A 19,921-nucleotide genomic window follows, 5' to 3' on the forward strand; every position below is an offset into this window, starting at 1 on the left:
TGTTTCATTTTTAGCAGGGATTATGGAGAGACACGTGGCTGAGCAGCAATTCCGACTGGTAACCCGCAGCGACTTCGACGGCCTGGTTTGCGCCGTTTTATTTAAAGAACTGGGTATGATCGACGACATCCTGTTCGTTCATCCCAAAGATATGCAAGACGGCAAAATTGATATCACCAGCCGGGATATCACCACCAACCTGCCTTATGTCGAAGGTTGCCATCTCAGCTTCGACCACCACGCTTCCGAGTTAAAACGCCGTGGCGATCAGAGCTACGATAACCATATTATCGATGACAAAGCGCCTTCAGCAGCCCGTGTGGTGTACGACTATTACGGCGGTAAAGAACGCTTTCCAAAAATCTCTGACGACATGATGGAAGCTGTGGATAAGTCTGACTCGGCGCAGTTCTCCAAAGAAGAGATTCTGAACCCGGAAGGTTGGGTGTTACTCAACTTCCTGATGGACTCCCGCACAGGTCTGGGCCGCTTCCGCGAGTTTCGTATTAGTAACTATCAGCTGATGATGCAGCTAATCGACTACTGTCGTGACCACACCATCGAGCAGATTCTTGAATTACCTGACGTGAAAGAGCGGGTAGAGCTGTTCTTTGATCACAAAGACAAATTCGAAGATCAGTTACGTCGCTGCACTACGGTGCATAACAATCTGGTAGTGCTGGATCTGCGCGAGGAAGATCCGATTTTCGCCGGCAACCGCTTTATGATTTACGCCCTGTTCCCGGAAACCAATATTTCCATCCACGTGCTATGGGGGCTGAAAAAGCAAAACACGGTATTTGCTATCGGCGGCTCGATTATTAACCGCTCGCACCAAACGCATATTGGCGAATTGTGCTTAGAGCATGAAGGTGGTGGCCATCGTAATGCCGGTACCTGCCAGGTGGATAACGATAAAGCTGAGAGCGTTTTAGGGGAGTTGATTCAGCGGATTAATGCTGATGGCTAAAGGAGCTAAGAGCTAGACCTTAGCCTCTTATATCTCGGAAAATTTGAGCCCAGTTGTCTGGGCTCAGATGTATTAGCAGCTCCCTGAATCCCACTCATACTGCCCAGACAGAGAGTTGTATTTCTGTTTTGCTCTGAATCTAACTTTCCGGCCGTCAGAATAAGTTCTGTAACAATCTGCATTATTGCACCTTGTATTGCAGCGAACATATCCAGGCCGTGAAGGCGGCGCAGGTCTAGCGGGGTACCTTGCTTCCTCCAGACCGCTTATTGCATTGTTCCTTCTCAACAAATCAGCGACGTTATAATTTTCATTACTAACAGCATAATCAAGAGCACTGCGGCGAGACGACTTCCAGTTAACAGCAGATAAGTCAGCTCCCAGCTTTATCAACAGCTCAGCTTCTTTCTCTCTACCATTTGCTGCAGCTAGCATTAGTGGTGTATAGCCGGCGTCCGTTCTTGAATTTATGTTTGCTTGGCTACTTGCTAGTAAATTAATTAACTGGGTGCCTTCGTGCTTCTGACTCTCCTCAGAATTTACAGTGTAATGAATAGGGCTCCAGCCCTTATTAGATGCTTTATTAACAGCAGCCCGCGAACGCAGAAGAGACTTGATAGATTTTACGTCATTAAAATAGACAGCTGAGATTAAAGGAGTCCATCCGTCTTTATCAGGAATATTAATATCTGCTTTTAGAGACATAAGAACGTTCAACTCATTTATTCGATTATTCACTACAGCCAAGTGAACTGCAGTATCACCATTATCTTTTTGATGGTTTATATTTGCTCCATGACTTACAAGAATTTTTATAAGGTCACTTCCATCATGCTTTTGGCTTTTTCCATTGACAGTATAGTGAAGTGGGCTCCATCCTTTATTTGAAGCTTTATTAATATCAGCACCAGCCTTTAATAGATCAGTTACCATTTTCGAGTTGTTTTTTGAAACAGCCGTTATTAATGGTGTCCATCCATCATTATCGGAGATATTCATGTTTGCATTAAGCTTCAAAAACTCAGCTAACTCTTTTTTTCTATTATTTCTTACAGCTAGATGAAGTGCTGTTGAGCCATCTGACTTCTGTTGATTAATATCAGCACCATGATCAACGAGAAGTCTAATCAGCTGGCTGCCATCATGCTTTTGGCCTCTTCCATTCACGGTAAAGTGTATCGGTGCCCAACCATTCTTTTCAGGCTTATTAGCATCAGCTTTAGCATCCAATAATATTTTGGAAATTTCATAATGATTTTCATCAATCGCTTCAATTAGAGGTGTCCGACCGTTGCTATCTTTAATTTCATTAACATTCGAACCGTTTTTAATAAATAAATTAAGTACTGATATACGGCCATTGGATGCTGCCAAAAATAGAGGAGTAGCACCCGTATTGTTTTTAAGCTCTAGAGACGCGCCGTTTTTTATCAGTAACTTGGCTATATCACTTCCATCATGGCTTTGATTTTCAATAGAGTTCGCAGTGAAATGAAGTGCTGTCCAGCCTGTATTTGACTGAAGATCTAAATCAGCTCCCTTTTTTATTAAGAGCTCAACCAGTTTCTTTTGATTATAGTATGTCGCATATATCAAAGGTGTTTGTCCAGATGAATTGGCGTAGTTTATATCAGCGCCATGCTTTATTATTTCTCTTACTAGTCCATACTTTTCAGACAAAAGCGCTTGTGTGATCGGAGTACTTCCTCCTTTGAATCTAAAGTTCAGATCAAACCCCTGACTCACGAATCTTTCTATTCCCGATGCAGAGCCGTGTTCAATAGCTAAGAGCAAGTCGTTCTGAGCAATCACTCGAGAAATTTTTCTTGCCTTGATAATTCCAGTTAACGTCTTTTTGGTATCTCCTTGAGCTTCGGCATCAACATACTGGGCCAAAGTTTTATCATCAGACACAATATCAAGGTTTGTTTTATTGGTGATAAGCCTTGCTGCATAAGAGTGATCAACTCCCTCTAAGCTCACTAGGTTCATGAAAGGAGTTAAGCCACCTTTAGTTGCTAGATTTATATCAACTCCGCTATTCAATAACTGATCAACAATATCCCTTTTATCCTTCTTTACAGCTAACGTAAGTGGTGTATCGCCAGAATTATCATAGCTATTAAGATCCAAGCCGCTTTCAATAAAAAATTTAACAAGAGCAGAATCTCCAAGGGAGATAGCTGCATGCAGAGGGTATTTAGTGCTTTCTATGTTAGAAGAGGAAGAGTTTATATCTAAAATAGCTTGCTGCCGCAGTCCCTGAATTTCATATTCGTTTAATAATTCAAAGTCTTGCTCAACAAGTGCCTGAGCATATTTATCTGCAGTCGGAGTAGTGCTACAACCTGAAAGCATACCAAGTAGAGCAAGAAGGAAGTAAGTTCTATACATATCGCCTCGATACCCATTATGAGAGAGTAATGAAGCTACCATCTCATCCATGAGAAGTTGAAAGACGGGAAATATAAGAGATCACTCAATAGCTGTAAAGACGTTGCTCAACAACATTTATTTGCCATTTTAATAAACTGTCCAAACTGAACACCACGTTGCCCATTCAGATGATCTTGACTGTTTTCTGGACATAAAAAAACCGGCATAAGCCGGTTTTTTTTATTCGTGATAAACGTGGGTAACTTAGTGCTTGCCCAGTTTCTCGCGAATCTGCTGGATAGTACGCAGTTGTGCTGCGGCCTCGGCCAGCTGAGTAAGCGCACGGGAGTAATCAAAGTCTGCACCTTGATTTTCCATCGCTTGCAGAGCGTGTTTCTTAGCTTCCAGAGCTGCTGCTTCGTCGATGTCGTCAGCGCGAACAGCAGTGTCAGCCAGAACAGAAACGCAATTGGGCTGTACTTCCAGATAACCACCAGAGACGTAAACAACCTCTTCTTCGCCGCCTTGCTTAACAATGCGGACTGGACCAGGTTTCAGCGGAGTCAGCAGTGCTGTGTGGCCAGGTTCAATACCCAGATCACCCAGTTCACCGTGAGCTACTACGCGTTCTACCAGGCCAGAGAACAGGTTCTCTTCGGCGCTGACGATATCGCAGTGGACGGTAATCGCCATAGTCGTATCCTCAGTTAGAGAGGCGACTCGTTACTCAGTGAGTATTGAGCCGCCAGCCCAATTACATGTTTTTCGCTTTCTCAATAGCTTCGTCGATGGTACCTACCATGTAGAACGCTTGTTCTGGCAGTTCATCGAATTCACCATTCAGGATGCCCTGGAAACCACGGATGGTTTCTTTCAGAGACACGTATTTACCAGGCGCACCAGTGAAGATCTCTGCCACGTGGAATGGCTGAGACAGGAAACGCTCGATCTTACGTGCACGGGCAACCAGCTGCTTATCTTCGTCGGACAGTTCGTCCATACCCAGAATTGCAATGATGTCTTTCAGCTCTTTATAGCGCTGCAGTACACCCTGAACGCCACGAGCGCAGTCGTAGTGTTCGTTACCGATAACCAGTGGATCCAGCTGACGAGAAGTAGACGCCAGAGGGTCGATCGCTGGGTAAATACCTTTAGAAGCGATGTCACGAGACAGAGATACGGTAGAGTCCAAGTGAGCGAAGGTAGTCGCCGGGCTTGGGTCAGTCATATCATCCGCAGGTACGTATACCGCCTGGATAGAAGTAATAGAGCCAGTCTTCGTGGAGGTAATACGCTCCTGAAGTACGCCCATCTCTTCTGCCAGAGTTGGCTGGTAACCTACCGCTGAAGGCATACGGCCTAACAGTGCAGATACTTCGGTTCCCGCCAGGGTGTAACGGTAGATGTTGTCAACGAACAACAGTACGTCTTTACCTTCGTCACGGAACTTCTCAGCCATAGTCAGACCAGTCAGAGCAACACGCAGACGGTTACCCGGAGGCTCATTCATCTGGCCGTAAACCATTGCTACTTTAGAGTTTGGCTTGTTTTCCAGGTCTACAACACCGGATTCAGCCATCTCGTAGTAGAAGTCGTTACCTTCACGAGTACGCTCACCAACACCAGCGAATACAGACAGACCGGAGTGTGCCTTCGCAATGTTGTTAATCAGCTCCATCATGTTTACGGTTTTACCAACACCGGCACCACCAAACAGACCAACTTTACCACCCTTAGCGAATGGGCAAACCAGGTCAATTACCTTGATACCGGTTTCCAGCAGGTCAGTGGAGTTTGATTGCTCGTCGAAAGTAGGTGCTGCACGGTGAATAGAAGCAACTTCTTTCTCACCGATAGGACCACATTCGTCGATAGGACGGCCAAGCACGTCCATGATACGACCCAGAGTCTCAGTACCCACTGGTACAGAGATAGGACCGTTTGTGTTTGTTACAGGAAGGTCACGCTTCAGACCTTCTGTTGAGCCCATTGCAATAGTACGAACTACGCCGTCACCCAGCTGCTGCTGAACTTCTAAAGTAGTTTCAGTACCATCAACGGTCAGGGCGTCGTAGACCTTAGGTACACTGTCGCGTGGAAATTCCACGTCGATAACGGCACCGATGATCTGTACGATAGATCCGCTCATTTTCGGTTCCTCTTAATCTTAAACCTTGAATCCCGGGCTTATACAGCCGCGGCACCGCTTACGATTTCTGAAATTTCCTGAGTAATTGCTGCCTGACGAGCCTTGTTGTAAAGCATGTTCAGGTCGTCAATCATGCTGCCCGCGTTATCGGTAGCGTTCTTCATCGCTAACATACGTGCAGCCTGTTCACAGGCATTATTCTCAATTACACCTTGGTACACCTGGGATTCTACGTAGCGAATCAACAGGCCTTCGATAATATCTTCAGGCGCTGGCTCGTAGATGTAACCCCACTGGCGTTTCAGTGAATCGTCTTCTTTCGCCTTCAGAGGCAGTAACTGCACTGAAGTCGGCGTTTGGGTCATGGTGTTCACAAAACGGTTATAAACGATGAACAGACGATCGATCTTACCTTCGTCGTATGCGTCCAACATTACCTTAACCGATCCGATCAGGCTGGCTAACTCAGGAGCATCACCCAGGTGGGCTTTAGCTGCTACTACGTTGCCGCCAAAACTGTTGAAAAACAGGCCGGCTTTTGCACCAACCGCGCAGAAATCAACTTCTACGCCTTTGTTTTTCCAGTCCTGTGCTTCTTTAGCGACGGTCTTGAACATGTTGTTGTTCAGGCCACCACATAAGCCACGGTCGGAAGACACCACGATATAACCAACACGCTTGATTTCGCGGTCTTGCATATAACGGTGACGATATTCAGGTGCAGCATTCGCCAGATTACCAATCACATCACGGATTTTATCCGCGTATGGACGGCTCGCTTGCATGCGCATCTGAGCGCGACGCATTTTACTTACAGCAACTTTTTCCATTGCTGAAGTAATTTTCTGCGTGCTTTGAACACTCGATATCTGCTCTTTAATCTCTTTTCCGACTGCCATAAGACTGTCCTACGTTTCTTAGTGAATCCAGCTGGTGCAACCGCTAGGCCGCACCAGCACCGGACTTACCAGGTCTGAGTGCTCTTGAATTTCTCAATCAGCTCTTTCAGACCGGCAGCGATATCATTGTTGTAGTCGCCTTTAACATTGATCTGTGCCATCAGCTCGGAGTACTCGCTGTTTGCATAGCTCAACAGGGCGGCTTCAAACGCCTGAATCTTGTTCACTTCAACGTCTTCCAGGAAGCCTTCGGTAGCAGCGAAGATAGACAGACCCATTTCAGCGGTCTTCATCGGAGCGTACTGACCTTGCTTCATCAGCTCGGTTACTGCACGGCCGTGTTCCAGCTGCTTACGGGTTGCATCATCCAGGTCAGAAGCGAACTGAGCGAATGCTGCCAGTTCACGGTACTGAGCCAGAGCCAGACGGATACCACCGCCCAGTTTCTTGATGATCTTAGTCTGGGCTGCACCACCTACACGAGATACCGAAATACCGGCGTTCATTGCAGGACGGATACCAGAGTTGAACAGGCTGGTCTCCAGGAAGATCTGACCGTCAGTAATAGAGATCACGTTGGTAGGTACGAATGCAGATACGTCACCACCTTGAGTCTCAATGATCGGCAGAGCAGTCAGGGAACCGGTTTTACCTTCAACACCACTTACGCTCTTAACGTAGTCAGCGTTTACGCGACATGCGCGTTCCAGCAGACGGGAGTGCAGGTAGAAAACGTCACCAGGATAAGCTTCACGGCCAGGAGGACGCTTCAGCAACAGGGAAATCTGACGATATGCCCATGCTTGCTTAGTCAGATCGTCATAAACGATCAGAGCATCTTCACCACGATCCAGGAAGTATTCACCCATCGCACAGCCAGCGTATGGTGCCAGGAACTGCATAGCAGCAGGATCGGCAGCGCCAGCAGCAACGATGATGGTGTGATCCATCGCGCCGTGTTCTTCTAATTTACGTACTACGTTAGCGATGGTTGACTGCTTCTGGCCAACTGCAACGTAGATACACTTAACACCAGTACCTTTCTGGTTGATGATCGCATCGATGGCCATTGCAGACTTACCAGTCTGACGGTCACCAATGATCAGCTCACGCTGACCACGGCCGATTGGCACCATGGAGTCAACGGCTTTGTAACCAGTTTCCAGTGGCTGGTCTACGCCTTGACGTGCAATTACGCCAGGTGCAACGCGCTCAACCGGAGCAGAGGTGTTAGTTTCGATCGGACCTTTACCGTCGATTGGGTTACCCAGAGTGTCGACTACGCGACCCAGCAGAGCTTCGCCAGTCGGTACTTCTAAGATACGACCAGTACATTTAGCGGTCTGACCTTCGGCCAGAGTTTTGTATTCGCCCAGTACAACAGCACCTACGGAGTCACGCTCCAGGTTCATTGCCAGGCCGTATACGCCGCCTTCAAATTCAATCATTTCACCGTACATGGCGTCAGCCAGACCGTGAATACGAACGATACCGTCAGATACAGATACGACGGTGCCCTCGTTCTGGGCTTGTGAAGTCACATCGAGACTTTCGATGCGTTTTTTGATGACTTCACTGATCTCAGATGGATTCAGTTGCTGCATGCATCGTCCCTCAAACTAGGAGTTCATCGCTTCGGCTAACTTGGACAATTTGCCAGTTAGCGAGCCGTCAATTACCAGGTCACCGGCACGGATGATCGCACCACCGATGATAGACTCATCGATTTCGCTGCTCATACGTACTTCGCACTTCAGCTTGGCTTTTAAAGACTCAGCCAGCTTGCTTTGTTGTGCGTCGGTCATTTCAAACGCGGTTGTTACTACAACATCAACCGTGTTTTCCAGTTGTGCCTTCAGCTCTTCAAACAGAGCTGCTACTTCCGGCAACAGCGCCAGGCGCTTGTTGTCTGCCAGAACGGCTACCAGGTTTTTGGCTGCTTCATTCAGCTTGTCGCCACATACGTCTAATAACGCTTGCGCTTGCTGTTCAGCGGTCAGAGAAGGGTGCACCAGTACTTTCGCCAGATCAGCGTCAGCTGCAAAAGCAGCCAGTACGCTCAGGTCCGCAGACCAGGCATCTAATGCATTTTTCTCTTGTGCTTCAGCAAACGCAGCTTTTGCGTATGGCCGAGCGAGAGTTGTTAATTCAGCCATGCCAAACCTCGCTTACAATTCGTCAGCCAGTTGATTCAGCAGCTCTTCGTGAGCGGCAGCGTCAACAGACTTAGCAAGGATTTTGGCGGCGCCTGCTACTGCTAACTCAGATACCTGAGCACGCAGTGCTTCTTTCGCGCGGTTTGCTTCCTGAGCAACTTCTGCCTGAGCAGCAGCTACCAGACGCTCACCTTCAGCGCGTGCCTGTTCTTTGGCTTCGTCAACGATTTGGTTAGCACGCTTGCTAGCCTGGTCGATGATTTCAGCAGCTTTCTCTTTGCTCTCACGTAACTGATCAGCCACTTTTGACTGAGCCAGCTCCAGATCGCGAGCAGCGCGGTTAGCTGCATCCAGACCATCGGCGATTTTCTTTTCACGTTCTGCCATAGCGCTGGTCAGTGGAGGCCAGACAAACTTCATGCAGAACCAGACAAAAATCGCGAAGGCAATCAATTGACCAATAATGGTCATATTTAAAGTCACGGCGATTTACCTCTTACGAATTCGTTGGTGTGTGGTGTGTGAGCACGATCAGAGATCGTGATCACCAAAGCCAAAAGCTATTAACCAGCAACAACGAAGATCAGGTACATCGCGATACCAACACCGATCATAGGCACGGCATCTAACAGACCAGCCATCAGGAAGGTTTTGGTTTGCAGCTGAGGACCCAGCTCTGGCTGACGTGCAGTACCTTCCAGCAGCTTACCGCCCAGCAGAGCGAAGCCGATACCAGTACCCAGTGCACCCAGGCCAATCATGATTGCAGCAGCAATGTAAACGAGTTCCATATGAGACTCCTAAAGGTTTAGTTAAGTAGTTAATTAAAGGGTTAAAATCGTCTGTTAATTACGCTGTTAGTGATCTTCGTGAGCCTGACTCAGATATACAATCGTCAGTACCATGAAGATGAACGCTTGCAGCGGAATCACCAGAATATGGAAGATTGCCCACGGCACGTTTAATACCCACTGGAGGTAGAACGGCAGCAGCGCAATCAGAATAAATACAACCTCACCCGCGTACATGTTACCGAACAGTCGCAGTGCCAGAGACAAAGGTTTAGTCAGCAGACCCAGAACTTCCAGGAACAGGTTGAACGGGATTGCAATCGGGTGATTGAACGGTGTCAGAGACAGCTCTTTCGCGAAGCCACCTACACCTTTAACTTTGATGCTGTAGAAGATAATCAGCAGGAATACGCCTAACGACAGACCCAGAGTACCGTTCGGATCGGCAGTCGGAACAATTTTGAAGAAAGGCAGGCCAGCCGCGTGGGCAATGCCAGGAATAATGTCGACCGGAACCCACTTCAGCGAGTTCATCAGGAATACCCAAACGAAGATAGTCAGGGCAAGCGGTGCAACCAGTGGGTTACGACCGTGGAAAGTTTCTTTTACTGTGTTATCAACAAATTCAACCACAGTTTCAACTACGTTCTGTAACTTACCAGGAACGCCGGAAGTCGCTGATTTAGCGGCTTTACGGAACAACCAGGCAAACAGGATACCCATTGCCAGAGACCAGCCCAGGGAATCAACGTGGAACGCCATAAAACCCATGTCCTGAGCTTCTTTGCCGCTCGTAGCCATGGTCCAGGTGTCAGTAGTCAGCTCAGTTTCAGTGCCGTCAGCGTTCTTACGAACGTAACCTGCCGGCAATTTGCCGTAGGTGAGGTTGGTTAAGTGGTGCGAGATATACTCTTGGGAGTTACCAGCCATTGTTCACTCTCAATTCCAAAGGTTTATAAATTAGTAATTCTTGCGGAGGCTAAGTGCCCCAGCTGCACTGTCATAAAAGCAATAAACAATGCAGGAACATTCAATGGCTCCACTCGCACAAATATCACGGCAAAACTCAGTGCGGTGAGCATAAATTTCCAGGCTTCTCCCTGGTATAACGACTGAACCACTTTGTCAGCCATGCGGGCTCCTGAGTAGCGGAATGCTCGCCAAACGAAATATGCGCTGGGGATGGCACAAGTCAGGCCTCCCAATAACGCCGATTTGGCGGCTACATCGCTGTGTAACCAGGCTACCACTGCAGATAATGCGGTTAATCCGAACTGTACAAACATCACTTTGTACACGGCCTGGCGAGGAAAAATCGATGACACAAAAGCCTCGCACTGTTCAAAAAATCTGCAACGCCCAAATTTAAGGCGCCGTGATTATATTGGCTCGACCTTTGGGCATCAACCGAAACCGGATGTAAACAGGCGTTAATTGGTCGTATTTGAATGATATGTGTCATTCACCGCGTGAATAGAGTGTAAAAAGTGGGGGAATAATGGTCGTCATCTCTACTGCCCGCCATCCGCGGAATTACTGTGTAGAGTTTAACGATCAATTACAGCCACGATCGGCACTCAGAAAATCAACGGCCTGTGATATATTGCCGTCATGACCAGCAAACCCAAACAAAGCCGTTCGATCAGTGCCGAAGAAAAGGCACAACGTCGGGAAGACATTCTCGATGCCGCCGAACGGGTATTTTTCATCACCCATTACGATAAGGTTTCAGTTGGCAGCATCGCCAAACAAGCAGGCCTGAGCCGGGCGCTGATGTACGTCTACTTTAAAGACAAATCAGAGATATGCCTGGCCATTTTGGTGCGCGCCAGTGACACACTCAGGCAGCGCTTCGCTGACGCGTTTGATGAACAGCAAAATGGCCTGCAGCAGATTACTGCACTGGGTTACGCCTATTACGGCTTTTTCCGTGACACGCCCAAATACTTCCACTTGTTTGCTGATACCCGTGCTTTATTAAGCAATTTACCGGGTGAGCCGTCGCCACAGGAATTACAAACCCTGAATATCCTGGCGGAAACATCCCGTGCCTGTATGGCGTTTATGGTGCAAGCACTGACCAATGGTGTGAAGGATGGAAGTATTGACCCTGAACAGTGTCATGACCCGCTGAAATCGGCGTATTTTTTACGCGGTATGTTGCACGGTGTGATTCTCACTGCCAGCACCGATTTACATCTTTCCGGTGCAAACTTTTCACTTGAGCAGCTGATTACGCACAGTATTGAAAATGCGGTCATAGCCCTGGCAGCGAAACCAACAAGCTGACCCCTCCACAGCGAGCCTACAAAAAAGGGCGCTGATACCTGAATAAAGTATCAACGCCCTTAAACTCAATAAAGCATGGTTAACTGAGTTGTTACTTCGCTGCCTTACGACCACGCATCAGACCCGCCATAATCAGCAGGAAAGCAAAGGCGTAATAAGAGAAAGCTCCGCCCACTTTTAAACGATAAACATCGTAAGTGGTGCCATCTACCGTTTCCTGCTCAATAGCATAAGTCGCTTCACCTTTTTTCGGCAAACCGTTAATCACAACCTTATCGAAGTTGCCCTGAATGCCATTAAAGGCTTCTTCACCCAGCTCAATACCGGTTTTCTTTTCAACCCGGATCAGATCGATGATGGCTTCTTTTTTACCCAGGTTATCCGCCAGGTTCACTTCCAGCGTACCGTCCAGCGTTACCTGTAAGGCATCGATGGCAGAATACAGACCTTCTCCGTTGCGGGCGTTGCTGGCAGTGGCACGCTCACGACCGTCGACATACATCACCAGCTTGTTGCCATCCAGCAACTTCAGAACACCTTCTTCTTTGTCCAGTGAATTAAAGTCACCGGAGTTGTCGGCATCCTGGGTATCGGTCAGAGACAAGTAACTGTTTTTCAGCGATACCACACCACGAGTGCCTGCAGAACCGGCGACCAGGGTTTGTGCGGTAATTAAAGAAGACTCGGCAATCAGCTCACCGGAAAGTGAATCATCGGCATTTAAAAAGAAATAACGACCTGATGCCAGTTCCTGCTCAACGTCAGCAACCTGAATCGTTTCGTTAACCGCCAGCAAAGAATCTTTCAGGTAAACACCAGCTTCGAGTACAGCCGAACCTTTTTCCAAAATTGAACCATAGGAAGCAACCTCAACCAGGTCACCCACGCGGATCTCAGAGTTATCAACCCGTAAGAAAGCACGATCCTCTCCACGGGAGTTATCTTCGACGCGGATATCGGTCAGCTGAATATCAAAACGCACATCCAGGGTACTGTTAATAAAGCTGACGTCGGCCAGGCCTTTTACCACACTGTTTTCAGCATAAGCACCCACATCGCCCATAATCAGGCGGAAATTCAGATCGACATCTGAATCACGGAAAACCGCTTTCACCTGGTTGTCGACATTATTATTACGGGACACATTATCAGAGTATGTGCGTGCCGAAGTGTACTCAGCAAACTCCAGCCAATCGCCGACAATTTTTGAACGCTCAACCGTCATATCAACTTTGGAATTTATCGTGGAGTTTTCCACGCCCGGCGCAATATGAATATCGCTACCGATTTCCAAATCCAGCTTTGGCTGACTGGTCCAGGTGACGTCATATAAGCCAATTTTGGCTTCAGCATTCACAACCGAGCCGTTGGAACCACGCTCAATATCAGTATCACCAGCCAGGATATTTTCCCGGGTACTGGTATTAACCACAACATTACGCAGCTCTAATTCGGTATTAAGATTAGCCTGCGGGACGTTAGTCAGATCTGCCTGATGATCAAACTCTTCCGCATTCAGCGTACCGTTACTGTGCTTAAAGCTGACGGTTTTATCACCGGCGTGGGTCGCCTTCATCAGGTTAATACCTTCAGGCGCATTAATATCCGCATTCTGAACATTAACGGAGGCTTTGGCATTGGTTGCCTGAGATTCGATATAGGCCAGAGTGATTTCAGTGGCGTTCAGGTCAGTACCCTTGCTGACCAGATGGCCTTCACCTTCCAGACCCAGATACAAATGCTTGGTTTCAGCCGGCTGATTGCCACTTAACTGAACCGTATCGCCGTTGCTGATTTGCACCGCAAAGTTATTGGTTGGCACCAGGTTGTCATCCCAGTTTTTCAGCTCAAACCAGTTATTCGATACTGAGCCATTCCAGGCCGTTGGGGCAGCCACTGCAATAGCAGAAGCACTGGCCAGAATCGCGGCTGCCAGCGGCGCACGCAGGAACACAGGCTTTTTCATAACAAAAGCTCCTTAATGAGAATGAATATTTAGGAATAGTTATATGGCGCATAGTAGCCAAGCGAAGCTCAATTGACAATGTGTCAATTGATGTTGAGAAGAAGGAGGTATCTTGATACGAAGTCACACTAACCTGAGAGGCAGCATGACTCGATTATTAACTGAAATGTAAATAGAATGCGCCCTGATTCTGATATCAGGGACCGACATGAAATATCTTCTGCTGATTTTCACCAGCGTAATGCTCACAGCTTGTGGGAGTGACTCGTCCAAAAATAAAGGCATACACGAAGTCCGGGCTATCAACAAAACAGCATCCAACGAGCCGGACTACCTGTTCTATAGCCCCATCGAAGGCAAGATAGAAATGAGTGGTGAATGCCGCTCTTCTAAAAGGTTTGCGCACAAAGAAGTCAACCGCATCCAGCTGTTGCTAAAGAAGGAAGGGATATACAGCAAGTGTACTCTTCAGGTGATCGCCGAAGATGGCAAGAAAACAGACATCCTATATATCAGTCAGTTTGAAGCGAATTATCCAGAATCCATGACCTTTAAATTTTACTTCCCTAACAGCGGTGAACTGGAATCCGAGACCATCTATAAAATGGACGAATATGGCAATACTTTGCGTTACTCAGATCAAAGCTTTGAGCCATGGAATACGGAGTTCACTTTACCAAAGAGAATCGAAAATTACCGATACGAGTATTTAAACGGACTAATATCAGAGAAATTTTCCGACGTTGATGGCGACAATGTATTTGACAGAAAAGATGTATATCAAAGAGATAACTCTGGAGTCGCTACAAGCATTGTCACCACGGACCTGAAAAACCAAAACGTTATCGAAACCTTTTCGTTAATCACCTCAAAAGACGGAAGAACGGTAACTGCCGAGACAAGGAACAGACACAATCAGCTTACAAGACAAATAGTGCATATTCGTGACAAACGCGACAACCACCTCAGAACTGAAACAGATTATAATGGCGATGGAAAAATAGATACTATCGTTTCAAGAGTATTTGACTCTCACGATAATAAAACTGAAGAAGCGACCTTTAGACAGCCTGATTTAAATAAAGAAGCGGAAAAGACGGTATATACATACAACAAGTATGGCGACATGGAAACAGCCTCAACCTACAGAGACGGTAATCTGGACCGGGTAGCATCGATACAATTAAACCGGCCTGATCGGTCAGAAATATATACAGAAAGAAATGCTAAGGGAGAATTTGGTTATCAATTTTTCAGTAAATACGACGAATGGGGATCTCTTAAAAATCAACTAACTCGTGATTCAGAAAAAGAGAAATTTAAGCCGTTCTTTAAGATTGATTATGTTTACTAAAACTAAAAAGGAGCCATCCGGCTCCTTTTTAGTATCTGCAATTTGGCAAATCACATTCACTGAATATGACGCAGAATCCCATCCAGCTCATCCAGGTTGGTGTAGTTAATCACCAACTGGCCTTTGCCTTTAGCGCTGTGCTTAATCGCAACCTTGGCACCTAAACGATCACCCAGCAGACGCTCCAAGCGCTGAATATCCGGATTGGCTTTCGCCTGCTCCGGGTTTTTATCACCACCGTTCTGCAGGTTACGCACCAGCGCTTCAGTTTGGCGTACGGTTAATACACGGGTCACCACCTGAGCGGCGGCTTCGGATTGCTGACCACCTTGCAGGCCAAGCAGGGCACGGGCATGACCCATCTCGATATCGCCATGCTCCAACAGGCGTTTTACATCATCGTTCAGATTCATTAAACGCAGCAGGTTGGCCACGGTCGCGCGGTTTTTACCGACCGCTTCCGCCACTTCCATTTGCGTCAATTCGAACTCGTGTTGTAAGCGATGTAACGCCATCGCTTCTTCCATCGGGTTCAGGTTTTCACGCTGGATGTTTTCGATCAGCGCCATCGCAATGGCCGCTTCGTCCGGCACATCACGGATTAACGCCGGAACCGATTCCATCTGCGCCAGTTGGCAGGCACGCCAGCGACGTTCACCAGCAATAATTTCGTACTTTGGTGTTTCTGGTGTGCCACCGGCAATCGGGCGAACCACGATTGGCTGCATCAGGCCCTGGGCCTTAATGGAGGCAGCCAGTTCTTCTAACGCTTCCGGCTGAATGTCTTTACGCGGCTGGTACTGGCCCGGCTGAATCCATTCAACAGGAAGGTGTCTCAGCTCGCCATCCTTCACAGAATCCGTTGTTGATTCAGCGATAGTCTGCGAGGCAGTTTCATCGGCGGCGACCTCTGCAGCTGGCTCAATCGCAACTTCAACCGGCTCAACTGCCGCTGCTGCTTTTGAACTGGCCATCAGGGCATCCAGCCCACGTCCTAATCCGCGTTTCTTCTTCGACATTCTTCTTACACTTAACTCAATTATTTATTACGACGATTCATTTCGCCGGCCAGCGCCAGATAAGCCACCGCACCACGGGAAGCTTTATCGTATATCAGCGCTGGTAAACCATGGCTCGGGGCTTCCGCCAAACGCACGTTACGCGGAATCACAGTGCCATAAACCTTATCTCCGAAATGTTCGGTCAACTGCGCCGACACATCCTGGGTCAGGCTGTTACGCGGATCATACATGGTGCGCAGCAGGCCTTCGATTTCCAGTTTCGGGTTAATACTTTCTTTTAATGATTCGATGGTTTGCAACAACGCGCTTAAACCTTCCAGTGCGTAATATTCACACTGCATCGGAATCAATACACCCTGAGCGGCAACCAGCGCATTCAGAGTCAGCATATTTAATGACGGCGGGCAGTCGATCAGAATGTAATCGTAATCCGGACGAACTTCACCCAGTGCATCACGTAAACGACTCTCTTTGCGGCTGGCTTCCATCAGTTCAACTTCGGCAGCAACCAGATCACCATTGCCTGGCAATAAGTCGTAACCTGCCGGTTCTGCCTTTTGCAGTGCAGCAGCGGTACGACAACCACCGGTTAATACGTCGTACAACGATAATTCCAGATCGTGCTTATCGATGCCGGAACCCATGGTGGCGTTACCCTGAGGATCCAGATCCACCAGCAAAACACGACGCTTAGTGGCGACCAGAGATGCAGCCAGATTCACCGCTGTGGTGGTTTTACCCACACCACCTTTCTGATTGGCAATCGCCAGAATTTTACTCACAGGAATCTTCCTTTATGCAGCGCACGTTATTTCGGCAGTATTCGTAACAGATGACGTTCGCCATCAACACCCGGCACTTCCAGCTTAAAGCTTTCCACCACCTTGAAGTCGCTTTCGATAGCGGCGATTTCATCATCCGGATACTGACCTTTCATGGCCATAAAGCAACCGTCTTCGGCGCGCAGATGTCGGCACCAATGGGTCATATCGTATAACGAGGCGAAGGCGCGGCTGACAATCATATCGAAAGGTTTCGGCGGATGATACGCCTCAACCCGATCGTTCACTATGGTGACGTTGTCGAGGCCCAGAGCGGTTTTTGCCATAAACAGGAAACGGGTTTTTTTGCCGTTACTGTCGAGCAACATAAACTCTTTATCCGGATTCATGATCGCCAGCACAATGCCGGGCAGACCAGGGCCAGTACCGATATCGGCAATCAGGCTGGCTTCCTGCACGTAGCGGTTCACCACCAGACTATCAAGCAGGTGCAACGGTACCATTTGTTGCGGATCACGGATGGCGGTCAGGTTGTAGGCCTTATTCCACTTAATAAACAGCGCCAGATAATCACTGAGCTTATTCAGCTGCTCGACCGATAAATCGACCTTCATCGCCTGAGCACCGCGGGCAATCTGCTCGGTCAGTTGTTCTATAGGCACTGTCATGGAAATCTCGCTCGCAAGCTATCAACGAAAAGCCGCGCATCTTAGCATAAAAGGCCGCTAAAGCCGCTGTTCTCAGCGATTGAATAACCCGGCAGGGGCGGCTAAACCAAACCGCAATCTAACGGTTAACTGTTTGTCATAAAGCTTTGTCAGTGTTCATCACAATCTCAATAACTGTTAATCCGAAGAGAGGAATGCTGATGAATACTCTGAGTTGGAAGAAATCAACGCTTGCGCTGGCAATGTGTACCGCCTTGGTAGGCTGTGGCAGCGATGATGGCAAAGACGGCGCAAATGGTAAAAACGGAAGCAATGGCGCCAGCGGAGCCAACGGTTCAAGCGGCCTGAATTCTCTGATTACCCACACCAATATTGGTACTGGCAGTCAGTGTGCCTTTGGCGGTGTTCAGGTTGATAGTGGAATTGATGCCAACGCCAACAAAAAACTGGAAGCCAGCGAAATTGAGTCCACCAGCTACCTGTGTAAAGACGGCTTCTGGTTGCAGCTGCTGCACTTCGCCGATGTCGATGGCAATGAAGCAACCGCACTGGCATCTGTCGACGAATTCTCAGCACTGGTCGATGGTTTCCGCAATGACGATAAATACGGTCAGAGCACTCTGGTTGTTTCCTCGGGCGATAACGTCATTCCCGGGCCACGCTGGTTTGCCGCTGAGAACAGCGCGGTTCGTGCGATGACCGGCAGCAACGAGCCGGGTCATGTTGATCACCTGTGGATGAATGAGTTTGGTGTTGCTGCCTCAGCCGTTGGTAACCACGAGCTGGATCAGGGCCCGGGCGAACTGGCAGATGCTATCTCCAGCGAATCCCGTAACGGCGTAACTTTCCCGGGCGCTCAATTCCCGTATCTGGCAGCGAATATCGACTTCACTGGCGAGAGCGACTTCAGCATCGGTAAAAGTGGCGAACACGCTACCAGCCTAGCTGGCAAAGTAGCGGCCAGCGCCGTGGTTCGGGTTGCTGGTGAATTAGTTGGTCTGGTCGGCGCATCAACGCCACAACTACCGAACATTACGTCCGTCGGCGATCTGAAAATTGCCGGCAGTACCGAAGCGATTAAAGAACTGGCGGCAGCCCTGCAACCAGCTATTGATGCCCTGACTGCAAACGGCGTAGACAAAATCATCGTGCTGTCGCACATGCAACAAATCAGCATCGAAAAAGCATTAGCCAAAGAACTGAAAGACGTCGATATCATTGTTGCCGGCGGCTCGAACACCCGTATGGGTGATACAACCGATAGCCTGTTCCCGGGAGATAATGCCTTTGCTGAGAGCTATCCGTTCCAGACCACGGATGCGAACGGCAAGCCAACACTGGTGGTTAACGTCGATGGTGATTACAAATATCTGGGACGTCTTGTTGTACCGTTTGATAATCAGGGCAATGTTATTGCTGCATCACTGGATGAAGCGATCAATGGTGCCTGGGCCAGCACAGCAGCAAACGTCAATAAGTCGGGTGGTAGCGCCAATAGCCGCGTGGTTGAAACCCGCGACGCGGTACAGACCGTGATTAAAACCCAGTTCGAAAATGTCGTTGGTCATACCGATGTCTATCTTGAAGGCCGTCGTAGCCAGGTTCGTACTCAGGAAACCAATCTCGGCAACCTGACGTCCGACGCCATGATTGCCTACGCCAAAAACTGCGATGAATTAACCAATGTACTGGCGCTGCGTAACGGTGGTGGTATCCGTGCGGAAATCGGCAACGCGGTTACCACAGGTGTTACCACTGAATTTTTCCCGCCATTTAACGACGGTGTTGCAGCCGCAGCAGGCGACGTAAGTGAAGGTCACTTCCGTGGCACATTACGTTTCGACAATGGTCTGGTGGTACTTGATGTAACGGGTACCGAGCTGAAAACGCTGCTGGAACATGCCGTTTCGGCAACCTCAGATGGCGCTACCCCAGGGCAGTTCCCACAAGTGGGTGGCATCTCGTTCTCATTCAACCCGGCACAGACAGCGGGCTCACGTATCGCTGACCTGTGGGTCGACAGTGATGCCAATGGCAGCCCGGATACCGCACTTTACACTGGCGGTGTTGCTCAGGCAGCTGCAACCAACACCTATCAGGTGGTGACATTAAACTTCCTGGCCAACGGTGGCGATGATTACCCGTTCGACAAACTGGCTGCGCCTAACCGTCGTCAGCTGTATAACTCAGTGGGCTTTGGTGACCCGGACACTGACAACAACGATGCGCCAGATTTTCCGGTATTAAGCAATTGTGATTTTGGTATGCAATCAAACTTCAGCTACACCGGTGGTGAGCAGGATGCGGTTGCGGAATATTTTATCGCCAACTTCCCGAATGCCACCAAGGCATTTAACGTCGCCGATACGGCCGCTAAAGATGATCGCCGGATTCAGAACCTGAGTATCATCAGCAGCTTTGTTGCTCCAGCGCTTTAGTCACGCTGGCGAATAACACTAGTCACGCCCAGTGAGGAACAGGTGCAACCTGCCAGCTAAT

At 48.4% G+C, this 19,921-nt stretch carries 18 protein-coding genes; 4 read left to right on the forward strand and 14 right to left on the reverse strand.

What is annotated here, in order from left to right; all coding sequences use genetic code 11:
- The first annotated feature begins 22 nt into the window (after positions 1–22).
- On the forward strand, positions 23–970 hold the full coding sequence (locus ACOQOZ_RS14180; RefSeq protein ID WP_420588805.1) for an exopolyphosphatase: 948 nt from the start codon (positions 23–25) through the stop codon (positions 968–970).
- Between the two features lie 72 nt (positions 971–1,042).
- Here ACOQOZ_RS14180 and ACOQOZ_RS14185 read toward each other — a convergent pair whose 3' ends face one another.
- The 10 genes from ACOQOZ_RS14185 to ACOQOZ_RS14230 form a co-directional block, all read right to left on the reverse strand.
- Complete coding sequence (locus ACOQOZ_RS14185) at positions 1,043–3,406, reverse strand: ankyrin repeat domain-containing protein (RefSeq protein WP_420588806.1); 2,364 nt, start codon at positions 3,404–3,406, stop codon at positions 1,043–1,045.
- Positions 3,407–3,610: 204 nt separating this feature from the next.
- The gene (locus ACOQOZ_RS14190; protein ID WP_420588807.1) at positions 3,611–4,039 is read right to left on the reverse strand and encodes a F0F1 ATP synthase subunit epsilon; all 429 of its coding nucleotides are present in this window, start codon (positions 4,037–4,039) and stop codon (positions 3,611–3,613) included.
- 61 nt (positions 4,040–4,100) lie between these two features.
- On the reverse strand, positions 4,101–5,495 hold the full coding sequence (gene atpD / locus ACOQOZ_RS14195; RefSeq protein WP_255858215.1) for a F0F1 ATP synthase subunit beta: 1,395 nt from the start codon (positions 5,493–5,495) through the stop codon (positions 4,101–4,103).
- A 38-nt stretch (positions 5,496–5,533) separates the two neighbouring features.
- On the reverse strand, positions 5,534–6,394 hold the full coding sequence (gene atpG / locus ACOQOZ_RS14200) for a F0F1 ATP synthase subunit gamma (RefSeq protein WP_420588808.1): 861 nt from the start codon (positions 6,392–6,394) through the stop codon (positions 5,534–5,536).
- A 65-nt stretch (positions 6,395–6,459) separates the two neighbouring features.
- Positions 6,460–7,998, reverse strand: coding sequence for a F0F1 ATP synthase subunit alpha (gene atpA / locus ACOQOZ_RS14205; RefSeq protein WP_420588809.1), 1,539 nt, complete (start codon positions 7,996–7,998; stop codon positions 6,460–6,462).
- Between the two features lie 15 nt (positions 7,999–8,013).
- On the reverse strand, positions 8,014–8,550 hold the full coding sequence (locus ACOQOZ_RS14210) for a F0F1 ATP synthase subunit delta (RefSeq protein ID WP_420588810.1): 537 nt from the start codon (positions 8,548–8,550) through the stop codon (positions 8,014–8,016).
- Positions 8,551–8,562: 12 nt separating this feature from the next.
- Positions 8,563–9,033 carry a F0F1 ATP synthase subunit B gene (locus tag ACOQOZ_RS14215; RefSeq protein WP_420588811.1) on the reverse strand — a complete coding sequence of 157 codons (471 nt, stop codon included), beginning with the start codon at positions 9,031–9,033 and terminating at the stop codon, positions 8,563–8,565.
- Between the two features lie 80 nt (positions 9,034–9,113).
- On the reverse strand, positions 9,114–9,341 hold the full coding sequence (atpE, locus tag ACOQOZ_RS14220; protein WP_255858220.1) for a F0F1 ATP synthase subunit C: 228 nt from the start codon (positions 9,339–9,341) through the stop codon (positions 9,114–9,116).
- Between the two features lie 66 nt (positions 9,342–9,407).
- Positions 9,408–10,271: a F0F1 ATP synthase subunit A gene (atpB, locus tag ACOQOZ_RS14225; RefSeq protein WP_420588812.1), complete on the reverse strand. Its 864-nt coding sequence runs from the start codon at positions 10,269–10,271 to the stop codon at positions 9,408–9,410.
- A gap of 23 nt (positions 10,272–10,294) precedes the next feature.
- Complete coding sequence (locus ACOQOZ_RS14230) at positions 10,295–10,666, reverse strand: ATP synthase subunit I (RefSeq protein ID WP_420588813.1); 372 nt, start codon at positions 10,664–10,666, stop codon at positions 10,295–10,297.
- A gap of 286 nt (positions 10,667–10,952) precedes the next feature.
- Between ACOQOZ_RS14230 and ACOQOZ_RS14235 the strand changes: the two genes are divergently transcribed.
- Positions 10,953–11,630 (forward strand): TetR/AcrR family transcriptional regulator, encoded by a 678-nt coding sequence (locus tag ACOQOZ_RS14235; RefSeq protein WP_420588814.1) that lies wholly within the window; start codon positions 10,953–10,955, stop codon positions 11,628–11,630.
- Positions 11,631–11,721: 91 nt separating this feature from the next.
- Here the strand turns inward: ACOQOZ_RS14235 and ACOQOZ_RS14240 are convergent, their stop codons facing one another.
- Positions 11,722–13,596 (reverse strand): hypothetical protein, encoded by a 1,875-nt coding sequence (locus tag ACOQOZ_RS14240; RefSeq protein WP_420588815.1) that lies wholly within the window; start codon positions 13,594–13,596, stop codon positions 11,722–11,724.
- Positions 13,597–13,804: 208 nt separating this feature from the next.
- On the opposite strand from ACOQOZ_RS14240, the gene ACOQOZ_RS14245 reads away from it, so the two are divergent.
- The gene (locus ACOQOZ_RS14245) at positions 13,805–14,950 is read left to right on the forward strand and encodes a hypothetical protein (protein WP_420588816.1); all 1,146 of its coding nucleotides are present in this window, start codon (positions 13,805–13,807) and stop codon (positions 14,948–14,950) included.
- Positions 14,951–15,006: 56 nt separating this feature from the next.
- On the opposite strand, the gene ACOQOZ_RS14250 is transcribed toward ACOQOZ_RS14245, so the two are convergent.
- From ACOQOZ_RS14250 to rsmG, 3 genes are read right to left on the reverse strand one after another with little or no spacing between them, the layout of a single operon-like run.
- Complete coding sequence (locus ACOQOZ_RS14250; RefSeq protein ID WP_420588817.1) at positions 15,007–15,969, reverse strand: ParB/RepB/Spo0J family partition protein; 963 nt, start codon at positions 15,967–15,969, stop codon at positions 15,007–15,009.
- 20 nt (positions 15,970–15,989) lie between these two features.
- Positions 15,990–16,754, reverse strand: a complete 765-nt coding sequence (locus ACOQOZ_RS14255) for a ParA family protein (RefSeq protein WP_420588818.1) — start codon at positions 16,752–16,754, stop codon at positions 15,990–15,992.
- 26 nt (positions 16,755–16,780) lie between these two features.
- The gene (gene rsmG, locus ACOQOZ_RS14260; protein ID WP_420588819.1) at positions 16,781–17,422 is read right to left on the reverse strand and encodes a 16S rRNA (guanine(527)-N(7))-methyltransferase RsmG; all 642 of its coding nucleotides are present in this window, start codon (positions 17,420–17,422) and stop codon (positions 16,781–16,783) included.
- 200 nt (positions 17,423–17,622) lie between these two features.
- Between rsmG and ACOQOZ_RS14265 the strand changes: the two genes are divergently transcribed.
- A complete protein-coding gene (locus tag ACOQOZ_RS14265; protein ID WP_420588820.1) occupies positions 17,623–19,860 on the forward strand; it encodes a bifunctional metallophosphatase/5'-nucleotidase in 2,238 nt (745 codons plus the stop codon).
- Positions 19,861–19,921: the final 61 nt, after the last annotated feature.

The sequence above is a fragment of the Bacterioplanoides sp. genome, from assembly GCF_965219715.1.
Classification (GTDB): domain Bacteria; phylum Pseudomonadota; class Gammaproteobacteria; order Pseudomonadales; family Oceanobacteraceae; genus Bacterioplanoides.